This window comes from Emticicia sp. 21SJ11W-3 (assembly GCF_024138715.1).
Lineage (GTDB): Bacteria > Bacteroidota > Bacteroidia > Cytophagales > Spirosomataceae > Emticicia > Emticicia fluvialis.
Genome location: NZ_CP092074.1, coordinates 4906382 through 4926181, shown reverse-complemented (window position 1 = coordinate 4926181; position 19800 = coordinate 4906382). Strand labels below are relative to the sequence as shown.

Here is a 19800-nt window from a genome sequence, read left to right as displayed (position 1 = left end):
AATGAAAAAACCAATGAAGAAGATATTTGTAATTGTTTCTTTTGCCTTTGCATCGTTCTCGCTTTTTTCTTGCGAAGACGTAGTAAATCTTGAAGTACAGGAAGGCGTATCGCAGCTGGCAGTTGATGCCCTGGTTACTAATAAAGCCGGTATGCAGACCATAAAGCTGACGTTGTCGCAGGCATATTTTGATAACTCACCAGTTAAGCCTGCACTTGGGGCAACGGTAATTGTTTATGACCAGGATAGTGTTGCCCATGAGTTTATTGACATAAAAAACAATGGTAATTATGTTTACGATGCTTCACAAAAACCCCTGAATAAAATTGGCAAGCAATATGCTTTATATATTAAATATCAGGGAGAAGAATACGTTTCGTTATCTAAACTGAACCGTGTGCCTAAAATAGATTCGATAAACTATAAGGTAGAGCGTTTCCCGATTAAACCTGACAACGGCCCGCAGGATGGATTTCAGCCTCAGTTTTATGCCAGAGATTTTGACGGCGAAGGAGATTGCTACTGGATAAAATCGGCTAAAAACCATAAGTACTTTTCTAAGTCTACACAAATTAGTGTGTCGTACGATGGTGGTTTTAGCCCTGGTTCCAAAACAGACGGATTGCTGTTTATTTTACCTGTGCGGCAGTCGCTGGGGGGAGAGTTGTATTCTGATAAAGACACCCTGACGGTTGATATTTATTCTATTACTCAGGAGCAGTTTTATTATCTGCAGACTGTTCAGCAGGTTTCGTCTAACGGAGGGCTTTTTGCTACGCCGTTGTCTAATCTGCCAACCAATATTATTAACTATCGTTCAAACTCAACAAAAAAGGCAGTGGGTTTCTTTGGTATATCGGCGGTAAGTTCGGCTCAAGCAATAATTGATAAAACCAAAGCCAAGCCGAAAGATTAATGGTTTATACGATACAGGGTGGTTGTCAGTCTGCCTATTATAAAATATTCATTTGTTAGAATAACGAGTGGGTTTTCTCACCCACCTGATATTAAAAGAGAGAGACCCTTTGGCGAGTCTCTCTCTTTTAATATCTAAAATATTCGGTTTTAATATAAAATCACCATCATACTTCTGGCGCCATGCGCACCAATCACCAACGCCTGCTCAATATCAGCCGTTTTAGAAGGGCCAGCAATGAATGCCCCGTAATTGCCTATCGAGCCTAGCTTTTTATAGGCTTCGTGCATATTGGCCACTACGTTTTGCTTATTAAGCACAAGCACCAGATGCTGCGTTATGAATGGTAAGGCGCGGTTTATCATGTTTGCCTCAGGCACCCAGATAGCCCCGTTTTCTGCCACGCCAACTTCGCCCTCTATAACAGCCAGGTCAACGCGCTCTAATACCTCTTTAGTGGTATAGGCATCAATCGTTACAGAGCTGCTTACAAGCCTTGAAGCCACGTTTTTAAGGTCTGAATAATGCGTATTTATTATCTCCTGGCAGTCTGTCTTATGGCTTGCTTCTATGGCAAGGCCGCCAATGCCTGCCAAAACAGTTTTAAAGCGCTCTATGCTTCCATCGGCCTCAAAGGCAGGTATTGCCGGGGCATCCGTAAATGCTGGCTTGTTGGCTTTTACACTGGCTAAAATTTTGTCTCGGCTACTCATGGTCATTACTTCTTGTTTTTGCTATACCACTCCTTAAAGCTATGTTTGGGAGCATCAGGCAGCTCGCGTGCCTTAGCCCAAGGGTTAAGGCTTTCGGCGTGTGTCAGCCCATGCGGCAATACACGCAAAGCGCCTCTGGCCAGCTTACCGCCCAGGTCATAAACCTTTGGCATGGCCAGCATTTTTGCCAGGCCTTTCATTCCCCATTTTTTAGCAGTGGGTAGCTCATTTTCTTTAGCCACTACCTGGCGCCATTTATACAACTGCACGTGGATGTCTATCTTCACAGGGCACACATCAGAACAAGAGCCGCAAAGCGTGCTGGCAAAAGGCAGGGTGCTGTATTTATGTAGGTCAATATTCGGTGATAAAATGGCTCCGATAGGCCCCGGCACAGTAAAGTCATAACTATGTCCTCCACTACGACGGTAAACCGGGCAGGTGTTCATGCAGGCGCCACAGCGGATACATTTCAGGGAGTTACGGAAATCAGCGCGACCTAATTGCTGGGTCCGGCCGTTGTCTACTATTACAATGTGCATTTCTTTGCCCTCCGGAGGCGCCGTAAAATGCGATGTATAGGTAGTAACCGGCTGGCCGGTGGCACTGCGCGCCAGTAAACGGGTAAATACCGATAGATGCTCTACTTTAGGAATCAGTTTTTCCATGCCCATACAGGCAATATGTACTTTAGCCAGATTTACACCTAAATCGGCATTGCCTTCGTTTGTACAAACAACCACGCTGCCGGTTTCGGCAATAGCAAAGTTAACACCCGTAAGAGCAATATCAGCCTCCACAAATTTCTGGCGTAGGTGCTGGCGTGCTGCTTCGGTTAATGCCTGTGGGTCTTTTTCACCTTTGGGGGTTCCCAGATGTTCGTGGAAAGTCTCGCCTACATCTTCTTTTTTCAGGTGTATAGCGGGCATAACTATATGGCTGGGAGGCTCATTTCTAAACTGCACAATCCGTTCGCCCAGGTCAGTATCTACTACCTCAATTCCATTTTTTTGCAGGAAAGGATTCAAATGGCATTCTTCCGTAAGCATCGACTTACTTTTTACCATCTTTACCGGGCCTGTCTTTTCTTTTACTGAGGGCGCATTTTTTATGATGCCAAGCACGATTTCGTTATGTTCATGGGCATCGGCAGCCCAATGTACGTGCACACCATTTTTGAGTGCGTTTTCTTCAAACTCAACCAGATATTTATCCAGATTCCCCAGTGTATGGTCTTTGATTTGCGACGCCAGTTGTCGTAACTCCTGAAATTCAGGAATAGGATAGATGGCCTTGTCTCTTTTCTGACGCACAAACCAGAGGGTCTCGTCATGCCAGGAGGTTCTATTAAAATCTTTATTGAATTTTTCAGCTAATGCAGGGTGGTTCATGGTTGGCTTCCGTTCAGTATTTCTGCAATATGCATTACTTTTATAGGTATTTGCTGGCGTTTCACTATGCCTTCCAGATGCATCAGGCAAGACATATCTCCACCGGTCAGTACCTGCGTGCCGTGTCGTACGTGGTCGGCAATTCTGTCGTGTCCCATACGGGCTGACACGGCCTCTTCCGACACACAGAAAGCACCCCCGAAACCACAGCATTCGTCGTTACGTTCCAGTTGGGTAATTTCAATACCACGTAGTTTCTTAAGCAGGGTAAGAATTTGTCCGTCCCGGTTTCCGGTAATTTCAGAAGCATTGGCTTGCCTTAAACCCCTTTGGCCGTGGCAACTGAGGTGCAAACCAACCTTATGCGGAAAATCGACCGGTATTTCGTCTACTTTCAATATGTTTTCCAGAAAATCTACCAGTTCAAATACACTTTTTCTTACTTTCTGTACTGAGGTAGTCTGGTCAATAATGTCATAATGTTTCCTTACATGATAAGTACAACTTCCTGAGGGCGTAACTACGTAGTCGTAGTCTGCAAAGGTGTTTACAAAATGATGATAAACTTCTTTAGAGTCCTGCTCGCATCCACTATTGGCCATGGGTTGGCCACAACAGGTTTGCTGCATGGGGTAATGCACATTTACGCCCAGTTTTTCTAATAATTGCAGAGTATTAATACCTACATTCGGATAGAACTGGTCGACATAACACGGAATAAACAGGGCTACTTTCATTGCTTCCTCACTGATGCACCTTATTTCTTGCGTTTTTTCTTATATACACAAGATTTGTTATCAGACTTTACATAATAAGATTTATAATTGCTGGCCTTAGGGTCTGTACAACCACAAAGATTTAGTATTTCTACCTTGCGGAAGTCAACCGGGTGGCTCTCGCTTTGTAGAGATATGGTGCCTTCTGCCAGTGGTTTGCCTTCAACCAGAAGGCCCGGGTTATGACCACTCACATTTCCGCCGCCTGTTTGGGTTTTGGTATATTCTAACACCTGCTCTCCGTTGATAAAATGACGAATCAACGAATCGCCCAGAACCAGAACTTCTGCACGTACCCATTGGTCGCCATCATAAGTTTTCGAAGTGGAGTTGATGCAATGGCGTTTATCGAGTTTGTCCTGATAAAAAACATTGGTACCCGGTGTGCAAAGGTTACAAGTGGTGCGGTTGCCTTTTCCTAATCCGCCTAATAACTGAACTTCAATAGAAATCGGGAAGTCCTGGTCTTTGCCCATGGTTTCAGGAGCCTGGCCATGTATCATAATTCCACTGTTTCGGGTTGCCCAGCCAGGGCCGTCTTTTGCCTGGTCGCCAACGAAACGATACTCAACACCTATTCTATAATAAGCGTATTTGTCTTTATAAAATATATGGCCGAACTTCTCGGCAAAAGAATCGTAGCCGTCATAACGAACTTTCAAAAGCCCGTCTTCCACTCTGAATGTCTTGGCAAAGTTGTCATCCAGGTCGTAGTTACGGATTTTCACATGCCAGCCGTCAAGGTTTTTTCCGTTAAAGAGTTGCTTCCATTCTTTGGGGTCAATTTGTTGCGATGAAGCCGCAAAAGAAAACAAACAAAATAAAGTTAATGTCAGGATTTTTTTCATTCTAAATAGTCGGGTGCAATTAATGAATAATGATACCATGCAAAATAACACCAAGTTTTGTAAAGAAAGACAAGACTTGGTGAGTATTTTCTATTAAAATGTTAAATGAGAAATTTTACAAACCGGTAGCTACGCTGAATTTGCCTCTTTTTGAGATTAGACCTTCGCGAATCTTACCATTTCTGAAAGTGCCAACCGGGTCGAGCGCACCACCCAACTGGCGGCTTGCTTCAGAAACCAAAGACCTTACATCTGTAAAGAAAGTATCTCTCAGTATTTCTTCTGCACGTAGCACATCATTGTTTTCCTGGGCGTCTGCCAGTGCCACTCTGTCTACCAGCAAGGCTTTGGCATAAGTAGCCAGAATGGCATTGACCGATTGCAGTAGGTCTTCAATGGGGTCTTTGGTGTTATGGCTGGCATCAATCATCCAGGCCAGCGGAGGATTTTTTACTGCTTCATCCTGCATTCCATCAACCAGTTCGTTGAAAATCAGGAAGAACTGATACGGCTTAATGCTGCCGGTGGTAAGGTCGTCATCGCCATACATGGACCCATTGAAATGAAAACCACCCAGGCGCCCGAAATGCATTAAGCGGCCTACAATCTGTTCAATATTGGTATTGGGCAGGTGATGCCCCAAATCTACCAGTACCTGAGCGTTTTTACCGATTTGCTGGCAAAGCGAATAGGAGGTACCCCAGTCTGGTATTACCATTGAGTAAAAAAACGGTTCGTAAGGTTTATACTCAATCAGCATGGTCCAGTCAGCAGGCATAGCTTCATAAATAGTTGAAAGGGCACTAGCAGTGCGTTGATAAGCCCGGCGGAAATGCTGTTGCCCCGGAAAATTGGAGCCATCGGCCAGCCAGACCGTAAGTACCTTTGAGTCCAGTTGTTTACCGTATTCAATACAGGCAATGTTATGTTCTATGGCCAGGCTTTGGCTGTCTGTTTTGGTGTGCGACAAAGAGCCGAATTTATAAGAATAAGGCTGGTCTTTTTGGTCTTGAAAAGTATTGGAATTAACAGAGTCGATGGTCAGGTGATTCGCCTTTAGTAGTTGTTTGATAGCCTGAGCATCAGAGGGGATATCCCAGGGTATATGTAATGATATAGAATCTGATGAGCCGTTCAGTTGATGAATAAGCCCAACATCTTCAATTTTTTCTTCCAGATTCCGGGGTTCTCCACCATTCGGAAAGCGCCCGAAGCGGGTTCCGCCTGTACCTAAAGCCCAGCTGGGTATAGCTACCTGAAAAGCCTTGATTTTATCAATTATCTCTTGTGGGTCAATACCTTTTCTGCTAAGCAGCTCTGAGATGTAGGCCAGTTTAAACTGGTGGTCTGCTGCTAGGGTTTCATTATGTTTTTGAATAATATCTGTAGTAAGCATTTTTTATAGATTTTAGGTTGAATCTGATTAAAGGCTTTGGCGTCTGATAATATAAAACGGATTTTTTACTTTAATCTGTTTTTTATCAAGGAGCAGGGCTGCGGCCGTACGCCCCATGGTTTCAAAATCGGTAGTTATTACGGTTATTTCCAACAACTCTTTCAGTGTGGTATCGTTGAAAGAAACAAGACCGATGTCCTGGCCTAGTTGATAGTTGGTCTGCCTGGTTTTCTTGATTAAGTCGGCCAGGTCGGTTTCCTCAACCACCACATAAGCTGTTTTAGGTTTGGGAATTTCGTCTATGGCATTTTCTTTAATGCTGAATTCTTTCCCGGAGTTGATACAGAAGAAACGAAAACCCTTGACAATTTCTCTGGGGTAATTACCGTCACTCGGGAAAATCAGAACCAGACGCTCATATTTGGCCAGCAAATCGTTGGCAGAATCTAGCGCATCAAAAACATCGTTTTCGAAGTCCTGATACACACTTAATATCGGGTGTGGGTATTCCGGAAGGTCTTTGTCTAAAAATACGAGTTCATCGGCAGGTATTTTTTCAAGGGTTTTTAAAGCCAGCGCTTTGTCGGTCTCCGGAAAGAAATGCGGCATTACCACGTAATAGTTGTATTTGCCCAGGTTCTTTTCTATTATTTCTTCAAAAATGCGGGTGTTGTAATGATGTATCTGCAGGTCAACGGTGGCTTTATTGCCTAATGCTCTCAGAAAAGCATAGTAAATCAACTTTTTGTAGGAGCTCAGCTTATTAAATATCAGCAGAATACGCATCTTGCTGTGTTCTTTGCCGTTTACGTAAAAACCTTTGCCCTGTACGGCAGTTATATAGCCGAGTTCCTTTAGTTCGCGATAGGCTTTTTCTACGGTATCACGTGCCAGGTAGTATTCTTCACTTAGTTCGCTGATAGAGGGCAACTGCTCATTTTTCTTTAAAACGGTTCGCTCAATATCCGCAATGACCGACCGTACAATCTGTTTGTACTTGGGGGTTTTATCATTGGGGTTGAGTTGTAGTTTATACATTTTTCCGAATAATTTTAAAGCATGCGGGAGCGAACCCCCGCGTTAGTATCATCTCACAAAAGCAACAGCCACCCCGCCATCTACATTCAGAATATTTCCGGTCGATTTAGCCAGGCTGCCATCTACAAAAACGCGTACGGCTTTGGCTATGTCTTCTGTCAATATCTCTTCGTTCAGAAGTGTGCGTGCTGCATACATTTTGGGCAGGTCTTCTACTTTAATACCATAAGCCTTTGCACGGCCTTCGGCCCAGTCGCCTTCCCATATTTTGCTACCGCGTAGCACGGCATCGGGGTTAACTGTGTTTACACGTATTTTATCTTTGCCCAGTTCTGCTGCCAATAAGCGGCTCATGTGCGCCTGCGCGGCTTTGGCTGTGCCATAACCTACGTTGTTTGGCCCGGCAAATAAAGCATTTTTGCTGGCAATGTTAACAATGTCTCCATCTAATGCTTGTTTGCGCATTATCTTCACAGACTCCTGCGATACAAGGAACTGGCCTTTCACCAGCACATCCTGCAAGATATTCCAGTCGGCTAGCGTATGGTCTTCCAATGGTTTTGAGATAGACAAACCGGCACAGTTAACCACAATATCTACCCCGCCAAATTGCAATACACCCTGTTTAAGGGCTTCGGCAATAGGTTCTGGCTGCGTCACATCAATTTTAACTGTCAATACCACGTCTTTGCCATACTTTTTGCGTAGTTCGGTTTGAGTTTCTTCCAGCAAATCACGGTCGGCAGCAATAATACAGGCACCTTCCTTCAGTAGTTCTTCACAAATGGCTTTGCCAATACCCCCGGTACCACCTGTTACAAAGGCTATTTTGCCAGATAATGATTTTGGCTTGGGCATACGCTGTAATTTTGCTTCTTCCAGCAGCCAGTACTCAATGTTAAATGCCTCCTGTTCGCTAAGGCCCACGTATTCTGATATCGCCTCGGCGCCTTTCATTACATTTATGGCGTTGGTATAAAATTCAGCAGCTACGCGTGCGGTTTGCTTGTCTTTAGCAAAAGAAAACATACCAACCCCCGGATACAGAATTACTACCGGGTTGGTATCTCTTATAGCGGGGCTGTCGGCATGTTTGCAACGTTCATAATAAGCGGTATAGTCGGCTCTATAGGCCTCAAACTGGGCTTCTATTGCTTCTTTGGTGGTTCCGCTTAGTACCAGCGGACGTATTTTGGTACGCAAGAAGTGGTCGGGGCAGCTTGTGCCTTTTTGTGCCAGTCTTTCGAGGTCGTTTGAGTTCACAAATTCAAGCACGCGGGCATCGTCAGTAAAATGACCCACCATGCGTCTGTAGCTTGATGCCAGCCCTCTTAGCACTGGCATAATTTCTGCCGCTGCAGTTTTTCTGTCTTCTGCTGCTTTTGACTCTATTCTGGAGCCACCAAACACAGGGCGTTTTTTGCCGTAATTCTGCTCCAGATACACTGACGCCATTTCTATAACCTCAAGCGTGTTCAGGTACGACTCGTAAGACGTGTTACCCCAGGTAAACAAGCCATGCCCACCAAGAATGACACCTCTCAGATTCGGGTTGCTTTTAACTGTTTCTTCAAGTTGAAGGCCTAAATCAAAACCAGGGCGCTGCCAGGGCAGCCAGGCTATGGTATCGCCCCATATTTCTTTCATAATCTGGTCGCCGTCTTTGCTGGCCGCAATGGCTATCAGGGCATCGGGGTGCAGGTGGTCTATATGTTTAAATGGCAGTAAACCGTGCAGCGGGGTATCTATAGAGGGGGCGGCACATTTGGGGTCAAAAAGGCAGTGGTCAAACAAGCCCACCATTTCGTCTTCAAACGCCAGACCTCTGTAACGTATTTTCAGAGTGTGCAGGCGGTCAACATACAAATTGGCACAGCCTTTTCTGGTAAGGGTGCCTATGTCTCCGCCCGAACCTTTCACCCACATTACTTCTACGGGCTCACCTGAAAGCGGGTCGGCTTCGGTTATTTTGCATGAAGTGTTGCCACCGGCATAATTGGTCAGGCGTAGGTCGGCTCCGAGCAGGTTTGAACGATAGATGAAGAGGTCAACTTCATTATTGGCTAATTCGGCGGCTTTGTTGTGGTCCCACAGGTAGCTAACATGGTTGAATGTCAGGGTATTTTCCATGCTTTTATTTCAAATTTTGTTGCAGTAAATCTTATAATTTACCGGCAAACTTCGGTAATTTTTTGAAGATATCTTCATGTACTCTCCTGCAAGCCTGTTTTTTAAAGAAAAGTTTTACAACGGTGTTACCTATAGTACAAAAAAATAAGGCGCCAGATTAGCCAGCACCCTATTATCGTAACCCAAAAAGTAAAAAATATTCTTTATGATGTCTTACTATGACATCCTGATAGTCGTCTTTAATTTGATGGTTGAAGAAACATTTTGCCCTGTTGTTCTCAGATATTTCCGGTATTTTCGCCGGAAATCAGCAGCTTTTCTTCTTGAAATAACAATTTTTTCGTCCTGAATCAATACTTCCCCACCACGACAATTAAAGTATAGGTCTTTAACGTGTTCAAGGTTAATAATGTAAGAACGGTGTAATCTGACAAAGTTGACAATCTCATTCAATTCTTCTTCAAAAATTCGCAGAGTTTTTGAACTTATGATTTCTCTACCATCAGCCAGTTTAAATATCGTATAATTCTTAGCACTTTTCAGATACAAAATATCGCTGAGATTAACCATGTTGCGTTTTCCTGCAACTCTCATGGATAAATTTTCTACGGCAGTTTGGCTTTCCATCTGTTGGACTACCTTAAACCCTTCAGTACTGAACGGTGTCTTGTAAATCAGCTTACTCATTCTTCACGGAAAGCTTAAAATTAAAAATATAAGGCAATTTAAACCGGGGCTGAAACTGGTACAACAACGATTCGGTAAATGGCAGAAAAGAATAGATAAGTGGCGTGAATGATATTGTGTCTTGCTTTTATACAATTTTGTGTTTTTGGGGGTATCTGGCGACACAAAAAAACAGGTCTGATTAAGATATTTTTATATAAAAGTTGAGGTTTCTTGCAAATTTATATCCACTTAATCAAATACCAAACTGGTAATACCGGTTCAGGGAATTGCTTAGCAAGCCGTTTGGTGGTTTTTCGGATAAAAAAATATAATACCGGGCAGTTTCGGTGTCAGCTTCATTATATATTGCTTAGCCACTCCAGGAACTCAGCTTTACGCCTGCGCGATACCGGCAGTTCGGTTCCCTGATCAGTAGTAATGGTGCCGCCTTCTCCTTTTGTATAGCGTTTGATGTAATCGCGGTTAACTAGGAAAGAATGATGGATACGGAAGAAATCATAATTTGCCAGCAAATCTTCAAAATCCTTAATACTTTTTGAGACCGTAATTTTCTGATTATCGTTCAGGTATATATGTGTATAGTCTTCGTCGGCTTCGCAATAAATAATACTATTGACAGGCACGAACTGAAAGCCATTCAGTATTGGTAAAGGAATTTTATTGGTTTTGTCGCGGGGGTTTCTAAGATTCTGGATCAGATGATTAAAGTTCTGCTGGCTGTTTCTTTTCTCTATCCGTTCTTTTGCTTTGGCTATTGCCTGCTTTAGCTCTTCAATATTAATTGGTTTTAGTAAGTAGTCTAAGGCGCTGAATTTAATGGCGGTAACAGCGTAGTGGTCAAACCCGGTTGTAAAAATTACTTCAAACTTGGGGTTACTGAATTTTTCAAGCAAATCAAAACCACTGCCATGCGGCATCTCTACATCTAAAAAAACTATATCGGGTGATTTTTCCTGAATAAGCTGATACGCCTCTTGTATTGAGTTGGCAGTACCTATTACTTCAACTTCTGTAGAACAGAAAAGATAAATGATACTGCTCAGGGTTTCAACACTTCGGTTTTCGTCATCAACAATGATAGCCTTATACATAAAAAGATATGTTTTTTAATTTGCTTTCTGCCAGATAAACCAGCAAAGTAAGTGGACTCATTTTGAAAGCCACAAAAATAATTAAAGATACTAAGTTTTAAAGCATTGGTTACCGATTACTTATCAGGGCCGTTAAGATAAATTAACCGAATCTAGTGGAATTCAGGGAATTTAATCTCAATAGTCGTGCCAATGTCTACCCCGGGTTCATAGGGGGGCTTCAGACGGTCTTCAACCATAAAATGAATATCGGCATCAGCAATTAAATTAAAAGTATGCAAACGTTCTTCGGTTATTTTTAGGCCCTGCGATTTATAACCTTTCCTTGATTTCGACTGAATCTGTTTGGCTTTATCACGCCCTACGCCATCATCTTCTATTCTGCAAACCAGGTACTTGCCCTGGTTATAAAAACTCATATACAGATTACCTTTGCCCTCTTTATACCGGAGCCCATGGTTGATAGCATTTTCAATAAATGGCTGCAGAATCATGGTTGGTATTTCAACAAATCTGTCTATATCAGGCGCCACGTGTAAATGAAACTCAAACTTGTTTTCAAATCGCATCATTTCAATTTCAACATACAGGCTCAAAAGCTTTATTTCGTCGGCAAGTGTAATGTACTTACTACGAGACGAGTCGAGGAAAAGCCTGATAAGATTTGCAAATTTCGATAAATAATTGTTCGCCGAGATGGTGTCACGGTTTAATATGAAGCTTTGCACAGCATTCAGGGCATTAAATACAAAATGCGGGTTCATCTGCAACTGAAGTGTTCTGAGCTCTAACTCAGTTACCTGCCGGTGATGCCGCTGCTCTTCGTCAGACCAGAATTTCAGGAAGCGTTCCCGGCCATAAAAAAGACCAAAAAGTGTAATAAAGCAAACACCCCAGAACCACCAGGAACGCCACCACGGATACTCAATCTTAAATTCTATTACGGCTGGCAGGCTTTCTACCTTGTTGGTGTCAATGGCTTTTACCTCAAAATGATAGGCAGCCGGTTTCAGGCTGTCAACTTTTGCTGAATTACCTTTGGCTATTGACCAATCAGTAGACTTGGGTCCTTCAAAGCTGTCTTCAACAATGCGATATTTAAAAATTAACGAATCACGTGCAGGAGGCGTTACAGCAAAAGTAAATTGCAGCACATTGTGGTCGTAATCAACAACATAACTCTTATTTAACGAAACCTCTCTGCCTGCTATTTCAACATGGGTAATTTTTGCTTTAAAATTATTATTATTTTTCGACGCCCCTGCTTGTTGACTGTAAACCGAATAACTCACAAAAAAACATAAAAAAACTATTTTTAGGGGGAGCTTTAGCATTGTAAAAATAGGTGTTTTGGAACAAAGTAACCTGATGATGTAAAAATACGGGTTATAACGTTAATCTAAAAACAGGAGCCGTTTTTTGTTAAAAACAATGCAAATGTGGTGCCAGAAGAGCAGATGCAGCAGATTTATGAAGAAAAAAAGAGGCAAAATGCAAAAAAAGTGTGTCTGGCTTCAAAGCAAGGCCAGACACACCTATTGACTATACAAGATTCAGTTCTGTCTGAATTGATTTTACTTTTTCTTTAAGTGCAATCAGGGTGGCATCAAACTCATCTTTTTTCTTAAGATTTGCTCTTACACCAATGTAGAACTTGATTTTCGGTTCAGTACCCGACGGGCGGCAGGTAAACTTGGTGCCGTCAACAGTAAAGAACTGTAATACATTAGACGCCTCAATGCCCAGCTTGCCAGCTGCTATAGCGGTGGTTTCGCCGGTTTTCAGGTCTGTTGATGTAAGGGCTTTGTAGTCGTCCATCCGTATAACCTTTGAGCCCGCAATGCTCTTAGGAGGGTTGGTTCTGAAATCAACCATCATCTGCTGAATTTCTTCAGCACCGGTTTTACCTTTTTTGGTAAGAGAAATCAGTCCTTCATAATAGAAACCGTTTTTCTGATACATTTCAGCCAGGAAGTCGAACAAGCTAATGCCCTGGTCTTTGGCAAATGCTGTCAGCTCGGCAATCATAGCGCAACTGGCTATGGCATCCTTGTCGCGTACTTTGTCGCCAATCAGGTAGCCATAGCTTTCTTCACCACCACCAATGAAGGTCTGTTCACCTTCCAGCTCACGTATAACCTGTGCAATATATTTAAAACCAGTAAGGGTATTATAGCAGTTTACACCTGCTTTAGCCGCCATTTCGTCTATCAAATCAGTAGTAACAATGGTTTTGGCAACAAACTCTTTACCGGTTAGTTTTTTAGCTTTTTTCCAGGCTTTCAGCAAATAATAAATAATTAAGCTGGCTGCCTGATTACCGTTTAACAGTTGCCATTCGCCTTTCGGGTCTTTCACGGCCATACCTACGCGGTCGGCGTCTGGGTCGGTTGCTATTACAAGGTCGGCATTCAGCGCTTTGGCTTTTTGCAGCGCCAGGTTCATGGCCTCATGCTCTTCGGGGTTCGGATACACCACCGTCGGAAAGTTTCCGTCTGGTGTAGCCTGCTCTTCAACAATGTTAACGTTCGTGAAACCCAGTTGGGCCAGCGCTTTAGGTACCATGGTGATACCTGTACCGTGTATAGAAGAGAAAACGATGTTCAGGTCTGACTGGCGTTTAATCATGCGCGGATTCACGCAAATGCTTTTTACGGCTTTCAGATAGGCTTTGTCAACCGCTTCGCCTATCATTTTTATACGTTTCTTTACACCTTTAAATTTGATGTCTTTTACGTTGGTAATGGCGTTTACTTCGGCTACAATGTTTTTATCGTGCGGCGACACCACCTGCGAGCCATCAACCCAGTACACTTTATAACCGTTGTATTCTCTTGGGTTGTGTGAGGCCGTAATCACAATGCCACTCTGGCAACCCAGATGCCGTACCGTAAACGATAACTGTGGCGTAGGGCGTAATTCTTTATATAAATAAACCGTAATACCGTTGGCAGATAGGATATCGGCAGCCACACGCGCAAACTCAGGCGAGAAGTTGCGGCTGTCATGCGCAATAGCCACTTTTATTTCCTGATCCGGAAAAGTCTTGTTAAGATAGTTAGCCAATCCCTGCGTGGCAGCTCCAACAGTGTATTTGTTCATGCGGTTAGAGCCAACACCAATTTCACCGCGCATTCCACCTGTTCCAAACTCCAGATTCTTGTAGAAAGAGTCGGTTAGTTGGTTTGCGTTGTTGTCGTCAATAAGTTTCTGAATAGCAGTTTTGGTTTCTTCATCATACCTGCCTTTAAGCCAGGTATTGATATTCTTCTCAGCTGTTGTATCTAATGTAAGATTTTTTAGCATGACTAGTCCGGATGATTTTAAATTTAAAAGTTTTGGGCAAATTAAAACAAGATTTTTATGTTTTTCAAAAATGATTCAGTTTTTGCCAATAATTATTTAAATGTAAATAAAAAAAGGCATAAAAGCCTGTTTTTATGGCACTTTAGCAGGAAAACAGAGCTACCTGAAACGCTCAAAAAAAGTTGAAAACTATATATGATACCGGTTAGTCTATCGGTTTTTCTGATTTTCAAATCTTTTATCTATTTTTAGCAAAATCTTCATTCATACCATAAAAACAATGAAAAAGTACTTTATCTTTAGCTTGTTGCTATGCTCATTGGTTGGGCTGGCGCAAGACAAACCTAAACCACCACTTACCTGGAAAGACGTAGCCAACTGGAAAGCTATCCCTGCATTTGGAGGAACCCAATTATCGCCTGATGGCAGCTGGTTTGCCTATGTGTTGAACCCCAACGAGGGCGATGCCGAACTGGTAGTCAGAAAAACGAGCGACACCACTAAAATCAAGTACCCGCTTGGGGCAGGTACCTTTTTTAACATGAGTTTCTCTGACAACTCAAAATGGCTTGCCTTTAAGGTGTACCCAAAAGACAAAGACAAAAAAGCTGCAGCCAAGGCTCCGGCAGCCAAGCCTTTACCCGATAAAGTATTCCTGATAAATCTGGCCAGTAAAAAGAAAACAGAGTTTGACAGAGTACGTAGTTTTGACTTTAATGGTGAGCAGTCGTCAGTACTGGCTTTGCATCTGACTCCTGCCACGCCTCCCGGCCCACCAAACGCCGATGCCGCCAAAGGGTCAGATTTATTGCTTTATGAACTGGCTTCCGGCAAAACCCAGAACATCGGTAATATTGCCGATTACGCATTTAATAAAAAAGGAGACTGGCTGGCGCTGACAGTAGATGCCGCCGAAAAAGCAGGCAATGGCCTTTGGCTACGCAATATGACCAGCAACGTAGTAATGATTCTTGACAATGACAAGGCCAGCTATAAATCGCTGAGCTGGACAGAGAAAGGAGATGGGCTGGCACTTCTGAAAGGCATAAAAGATGAGAAATTTAAAAACGACCTGTACAGCGTATTAGGTGTGAAAAACTTTAGCGGAGTGCCTGAACTGGTAACTTACGAGCCTAAAAAAGATACGGTGGCTTTTCCGAAAGGTATGACTATCAGCGGTAACAGAACGCCGTATTGGTCGGAAGATCTGGGCAGATTATACTTTGGTATTGCCAAAACCGAGCCCGCCAAGAAAGAAACACCAAAAGCCGAAACTAAAAAAGACACGGTAAAAAAAGAGAGTGATGCTGAAAAACTGGCTAAAATAAAAGCCGATACAAGCATTAAGACCATTGAAGATTTGGCCAAGGCCATCAGCAAAGTAAAAGCAGATACTACCAGAAAAGTTGCCGCCGCACCAGCTGATGCCAATAAAGAAAAGCCCGATATGACTATCTGGCACTGGCAGGATAAACGCTTGCAGTCTCGCCAGCAGGTGCTTGAGAATCAGGATAAAAACTTCAGCTTTATTGCCAATTATGATATTGCCGCCAAAAAGTTTTTAAGACTGACAGACAGTAGCCTTAAGAGCCTGAATGTGGCGCCCAAGCAACTGTATGGCGTAGGGAATGATATAACCAATTATGAGCTTGATAATAATCTGGACGGCCAAAATTATGCAGATATTTATGTGGTAGACCTTGGCACCGGTAAACGCACTAAAGTATTAGAAAAGCACTATATGCCCAACTTTTATGCAAGCCCGATAGCATCGCCGGATGGCAAAAAGTTCTTGTACTGGAAAGACGGCAGCTGGATGGTTTATAATATGGAATCCCAGGCTTCTCTCAATATTTCAAGCAAGGCAGGCACTTCTTTTGTAGATATTGAAGACGACCATAACGTACGTAAACCGCCTTATGATGTTTTTGGCTGGACTAACGACAGCCGCTTTGTACTCGTGGGTGATGGTTGGGATATCTGGAAATTATCTGTCGATGGCTCAGCAACTCCGCAAAACCTGACCAAAAATGGTAAAGCAGAGCAGATTCGTTATCAGAACAGATATGTACTAGACCCTGAAGAAAAAGGTATTGATCTTGCAAAAACGCAATACATCAGAACATACGGAGAATGGACCAAGAAAAGCGGATTTGTTGCGCTTGAAAACGGACAATTAAAAACCCTTTTGTGGGAAGATACCTCTGTAGGTAGCCTTACCAAAGCTAAAAAAGCAAACGCTTATGTGTTTACGCGCCAGACCTTCAAGGCCTCGCCTGAATACTACCTTTCTACCACGGCTGGCTTAGAAAATGCACAACAGCTTAGCCAGAACACCCCATTGCTGAATAATTATGCGTGGTCTCCTTCCGTAAGGCTGATTGATTACAAAAGCGATAAGGGCGATAAACTTCAAGGTGCTTTATTTTTACCGGCAGGCTATGAAGCAGGTAAAAAATACCCTACTATTATTTATTATTACGAAAAGTTATCTCAAACCCTTAACAGCTTTGCTAATCCGTCATATCCGGGTGGGGGCTGGAACCCAAGTGTATATACTTCAAACGGTTATGCTGTATTTATTCCGGATATTGTTTATAAACTAAACGACCCGGGTATGTCGGCAGTATGGTGTGTTTTACCGGGCGTAAAGGCAGCTATCAAAACCGGAATCATCGATGAAACCAAAATGGGTATTCACGGACATAGCTGGGGTGGTTACCAAACCAGTTTCTTAATTACCCAGACCAATATGTTCAAAGCTGCTGCCGCAGGTGCACCTTTAACGGATATGATTTCGATGTATAACCTGATTTACAAAAACTCGGGTTCATCTAACGGCGCTATTTTTGAGGCCTCACAAGGCCGCTTGCTACCACCCTGGGAAAACTGGGAGGCTTACAACCGCAACTCGCCATTGTATCATGTAAAGAAAGTAAATACGCCATTGTTGTTATTACACAACGATGCCGACGGAGCCGTTGACTTTACACAGGGTATTGAATACTATAATGCCCTGCGTCGTCTGAAAAAACCGGTGGTTTTGATACAATATAAAGGCGAAAACCACGGATTGGCTAAGTTACCTAACCGCAAAGATTACGCTGTGCGTATGATGGAGTTCTTCGACTACCACCTGAAAGGCAAACCTGCCCCGGATTGGTTAGAAAAAGGTATCGACCGCCTAAGGTTGGACGATCACCTTGAAAAGCGAGCCATGAGCGCGGAGTAAGAGGAATGAGTTAAACGCAAAAGCCTGTTTTAAGCATTTACTGGCTTAAAACAGGCTTTTGTTATTAATCAAAACCATCACTTTATCCTAAAAGCCGCCTTCATTTTATAGCTGAGCTTTATTTTCTGATACTCAAGGCTGCTGTCTTCCATGGGTGCGGCATCGGCTTTCATCATTCTTACGTTAGCCAGCATGGGTTGTGGTGAGTAATACTGGTCTTCCTGTTCTTCAATGGTCAGCACATCACCTACTTTTTCGTTGATAGATTCAAGCAGATAGGTTGCCTTTTCTTTTGCAGCCTGTAAGGCTTTGATTTTTATCTCTTTTCTGTATTCTTTAATCTTAGAATGGTCAACGTGGTCAATAGAAACGTACTCAATGCCCCGGTCGTCAACCCCGTCCAGAATCACATCAGACTTATACAAGTTGTTCAGTTTCAACATATATCTTTTACCTTCCAGAAAATACAAAGGCTTTTTCTTGCCTGTCCAGTTTCTATAGCCAGATATCGAGCCAATGGTCAGGTTCTCTCTCGGTATACCAGCTTTGGTTATGGATGCTATCAGCTGTTTTTCAAGCACATCAATAGCAACCTTGTCTTTCTGGTTTTTTTCGTCTTTAAAATACTCTTTTAAAGAGATAGCAAAGTATATTTCGTCAGGGGTAATTTCCATTTCAGACGAACCCGTCACTTCAATTTTCTTAACCGGTTCTTTGTCGGTTCTGTCTTGTGCGGTTGCGGTAAGAGCCAGGCCTGAAATCAGGAAAGCAAAAAATAATGGTTTCATTGTCTGCGATTTTTATGTTGAGAATTAAAACGTTGTGTCTGGCAAGCATAACGCTCAAACCTGTAGGATTGTTACAAACTTCTCTTCATAAAACTGTTAATCATTCGTTAATGCCTATCTGGTAAACTTCATTCTTTGTCCTTTTATGTGCTCATTAAACTGGCCGTTGGCATATACAATATTGCCCGAAACTACGGTATGCGTTACTTTTGATTGAAATTCGGTTCCTTCAAACGGCGACCAGCCACATTTGCTATACAAGCTGTTTTTGTCTACCAGCGTAGTCGCATTCAAATCAACCAGTGTTAAATCTGCCCAATAGCCCTCTCTGATATATCCCCGTCGCTCAATCTGGAAACAGTCGGCCACTGCGTGCGACATTTTCTCTACGATACGCTCCAAAGAAATTTTTCCTTGTTTATAAAACTCAAGCATAACATTTAGCGAGTGCTGCACCAAAGGTAAGCCAGACGGAGCCTGCCAGTACGATTGCTGTTTCTCGTCCCAGGTATGTGGTGCATGGTCTGTAGCAATAACATCAAAGTGGTCGTCTAGCAATGCCTGCAGCAGCTTATCTTTGTGCCCATGTTTAATGGCAGGGTTGCATTTTATCTGGTTGCCCAGTTGTTTATAATCTTCGGCGTCAAACCAAAGATGGTGTACGCATACTTCAGAGGTAATGTGTTTGCCGGCTATAGGGCCTTTCTCAAATAGTGGTATTTCTTCACTGCTTGAAATATGCAGAATGTGCAACCTGGTTTTGTGTTTTTTAGCCAGTTCTACTGCCATTGATGAAGATTTAAAGCAGGCCTCTTCGTTTCTGATAATAGCATGGGCATCATACGGCGGGTTGTCGCCATATAGGGTTTTATATTTTTCAAGGTTTGCTTTTACGGTGGCTTCGTCTTCGCAATGGGTAGCAATCAAGGCCGGAAAGTTAGCAAACACTTTTGATAACACGTGTTCGTCATCTACCAGCATATTACCGGTTGAGCTACCCATAAAAATCTTTAGCCCGCATACGTTCTGAATATCCGTGCGCATTACCTCATCATAATTATCGTTCGATGTACCCATATAAAATGAGTAATTGGCCAGCGAGGTTTCTGCTGCTATCTGGTATTTATCGGCCAGCAGGTCCTGGGTAAGGGCATTCGGCACGGTATTAGGCATTTCCATAAAGCTGGTAGTGCCGCCGGCAACTGCGGCTTTGGCCTCAGTGTAGATGTTAGCTTTATGAGTAAGCCCGGGTTCACGAAAATGTACCTGGTCGTCAATTACACCCGGAAGCAGGTATTTACCTGTTGCATCTATAAAACGGTTGGCTTTATGGCTTGATAAATCGCTGCCTATCTGTTCAATAATACCGTCTTTAATGAACACATCGCGTGGTTCAATCTTTCCTTCATTTACCAGCAGGGCATTTAGTATAAGAATAGTCATTTGTGCTAAGTGTAAAGTTTGGCACGAAATTAATAAAAATTA

Annotated in this window: 15 protein-coding genes; 2 read left to right on the top strand and 13 right to left on the bottom strand. The window is 43.0% G+C overall.

Annotation, left to right across the window (positions count from 1 at the left end):
• The first annotated feature begins 13 nt into the window (after positions 1-13).
• A complete protein-coding gene (locus MB380_RS20875) occupies positions 14-916 on the top strand; it encodes a DUF4249 domain-containing protein (protein WP_253531313.1) in 903 nt (300 codons plus the stop codon).
• 149 nt (positions 917-1065) lie between these two features.
• Here the strand turns inward: MB380_RS20875 and MB380_RS20870 are convergent, their stop codons facing one another.
• The 11 genes from MB380_RS20870 to MB380_RS20820 all read right to left on the bottom strand — a co-directional run bounded on the left by MB380_RS20870 (position 1066) and on the right by MB380_RS20820 (position 14295).
• Positions 1066-1629 (bottom strand): LUD domain-containing protein, encoded by a 564-nt coding sequence (locus tag MB380_RS20870; protein WP_253531310.1) that lies wholly within the window; start codon positions 1627-1629, stop codon positions 1066-1068.
• Positions 1630-1634: 5 nt separating this feature from the next.
• Positions 1635-3020 carry a lactate utilization protein B gene (locus MB380_RS20865; protein WP_253531308.1) on the bottom strand — a complete coding sequence of 462 codons (1386 nt, stop codon included), beginning with the start codon at positions 3018-3020 and terminating at the stop codon, positions 1635-1637.
• Positions 3017-3757: a (Fe-S)-binding protein gene (locus MB380_RS20860; RefSeq protein ID WP_253531305.1), complete on the bottom strand. Its 741-nt coding sequence runs from the start codon at positions 3755-3757 to the stop codon at positions 3017-3019. Before MB380_RS20860 ends, MB380_RS20865 begins: the two co-directional genes overlap by 4 nt.
• 20 nt (positions 3758-3777) lie before the next feature.
• Positions 3778-4644 carry a DUF1080 domain-containing protein gene (locus tag MB380_RS20855; protein WP_253531302.1) on the bottom strand — a complete coding sequence of 289 codons (867 nt, stop codon included), beginning with the start codon at positions 4642-4644 and terminating at the stop codon, positions 3778-3780.
• 115 nt (positions 4645-4759) lie between these two features.
• Positions 4760-6040 (bottom strand): TIM barrel protein, encoded by a 1281-nt coding sequence (locus tag MB380_RS20850; RefSeq protein WP_253531299.1) that lies wholly within the window; start codon positions 6038-6040, stop codon positions 4760-4762.
• Between the two features lie 27 nt (positions 6041-6067).
• Positions 6068-7078 (bottom strand): GntR family transcriptional regulator, encoded by a 1011-nt coding sequence (locus MB380_RS20845; protein WP_253531296.1) that lies wholly within the window; start codon positions 7076-7078, stop codon positions 6068-6070.
• 48 nt (positions 7079-7126) lie between these two features.
• Positions 7127-9208 carry a bifunctional aldolase/short-chain dehydrogenase gene (locus MB380_RS20840; protein WP_253531293.1) on the bottom strand — a complete coding sequence of 694 codons (2082 nt, stop codon included), beginning with the start codon at positions 9206-9208 and terminating at the stop codon, positions 7127-7129.
• A gap of 216 nt (positions 9209-9424) precedes the next feature.
• Positions 9425-9895, bottom strand: a complete 471-nt coding sequence (locus tag MB380_RS20835; RefSeq protein ID WP_253531291.1) for a LytTR family DNA-binding domain-containing protein — start codon at positions 9893-9895, stop codon at positions 9425-9427.
• Positions 9896-10236: 341 nt separating this feature from the next.
• Positions 10237-10989, bottom strand: a complete 753-nt coding sequence (locus MB380_RS20830; RefSeq protein ID WP_101724721.1) for a LytTR family DNA-binding domain-containing protein — start codon at positions 10987-10989, stop codon at positions 10237-10239.
• A 152-nt stretch (positions 10990-11141) separates the two neighbouring features.
• The gene (locus MB380_RS20825) at positions 11142-12323 is read right to left on the bottom strand and encodes a sensor histidine kinase (RefSeq protein ID WP_253531288.1); all 1182 of its coding nucleotides are present in this window, start codon (positions 12321-12323) and stop codon (positions 11142-11144) included.
• 208 nt (positions 12324-12531) lie between these two features.
• Positions 12532-14295, bottom strand: coding sequence for a phospho-sugar mutase (locus MB380_RS20820; protein WP_253531285.1), 1764 nt, complete (start codon positions 14293-14295; stop codon positions 12532-12534).
• Positions 14296-14575: 280 nt separating this feature from the next.
• Here MB380_RS20820 and MB380_RS20815 point away from each other — a divergent pair, with 280 nt between their 5' ends.
• Positions 14576-17527: a prolyl oligopeptidase family serine peptidase gene (locus MB380_RS20815; RefSeq protein ID WP_253531281.1), complete on the top strand. Its 2952-nt coding sequence runs from the start codon at positions 14576-14578 to the stop codon at positions 17525-17527.
• Between the two features lie 77 nt (positions 17528-17604).
• On the opposite strand, the gene MB380_RS20810 is transcribed toward MB380_RS20815, so the two are convergent.
• Together MB380_RS20810 and MB380_RS20805 are read right to left on the bottom strand one after the other, a co-directional pair.
• Positions 17605-18315 carry an SIMPL domain-containing protein gene (locus MB380_RS20810; protein WP_253531279.1) on the bottom strand — a complete coding sequence of 237 codons (711 nt, stop codon included), beginning with the start codon at positions 18313-18315 and terminating at the stop codon, positions 17605-17607.
• Positions 18316-18429: 114 nt separating this feature from the next.
• Entirely contained in the window at positions 18430-19758 is a 1329-nt protein-coding gene (locus MB380_RS20805) for a dihydroorotase (RefSeq protein ID WP_253531277.1), read from the bottom strand.
• Between the last annotated feature and the right edge of the window lie 42 nt (positions 19759-19800).

Coding starts and splice junctions, on each gene's coding strand:
- MB380_RS20825 (WP_253531288.1), bottom strand. CDS start 12,323: ATGCTAAAGCTCCCCCTAAAAATAGTTTTTTTATGTTTTTTTGTGAGT.
- MB380_RS20855 (WP_253531302.1), bottom strand. CDS start 4,644: ATGAAAAAAATCCTGACATTAACTTTATTTTGTTTGTTTTCTTTTGCG.
- MB380_RS20845 (WP_253531296.1), bottom strand. CDS start 7,078: ATGTATAAACTACAACTCAACCCCAATGATAAAACCCCCAAGTACAAA.
- MB380_RS20805 (WP_253531277.1), bottom strand. CDS start 19,758: ATGACTATTCTTATACTAAATGCCCTGCTGGTAAATGAAGGAAAGATT.
- MB380_RS20840 (WP_253531293.1), bottom strand. CDS start 9,208: ATGGAAAATACCCTGACATTCAACCATGTTAGCTACCTGTGGGACCAC.
- MB380_RS20865 (WP_253531308.1), bottom strand. CDS start 3,020: ATGAACCACCCTGCATTAGCTGAAAAATTCAATAAAGATTTTAATAGA.
- MB380_RS20850 (WP_253531299.1), bottom strand. CDS start 6,040: ATGCTTACTACAGATATTATTCAAAAACATAATGAAACCCTAGCAGCA.
- MB380_RS20815 (WP_253531281.1), top strand. CDS start 14,576: ATGAAAAAGTACTTTATCTTTAGCTTGTTGCTATGCTCATTGGTTGGG.
- MB380_RS20820 (WP_253531285.1), bottom strand. CDS start 14,295: ATGCTAAAAAATCTTACATTAGATACAACAGCTGAGAAGAATATCAAT.
- MB380_RS20870 (WP_253531310.1), bottom strand. CDS start 1,629: ATGAGTAGCCGAGACAAAATTTTAGCCAGTGTAAAAGCCAACAAGCCA.
- MB380_RS20875 (WP_253531313.1), top strand. CDS start 14: ATGAAGAAGATATTTGTAATTGTTTCTTTTGCCTTTGCATCGTTCTCG.
- MB380_RS20830 (WP_101724721.1), bottom strand. CDS start 10,989: ATGTATAAGGCTATCATTGTTGATGACGAAAACCGAAGTGTTGAAACC.
- MB380_RS20810 (WP_253531279.1), bottom strand. CDS start 18,315: ATGAAACCATTATTTTTTGCTTTCCTGATTTCAGGCCTGGCTCTTACC.
- MB380_RS20860 (WP_253531305.1), bottom strand. CDS start 3,757: ATGAAAGTAGCCCTGTTTATTCCGTGTTATGTCGACCAGTTCTATCCG.
- MB380_RS20835 (WP_253531291.1), bottom strand. CDS start 9,895: ATGAGTAAGCTGATTTACAAGACACCGTTCAGTACTGAAGGGTTTAAG.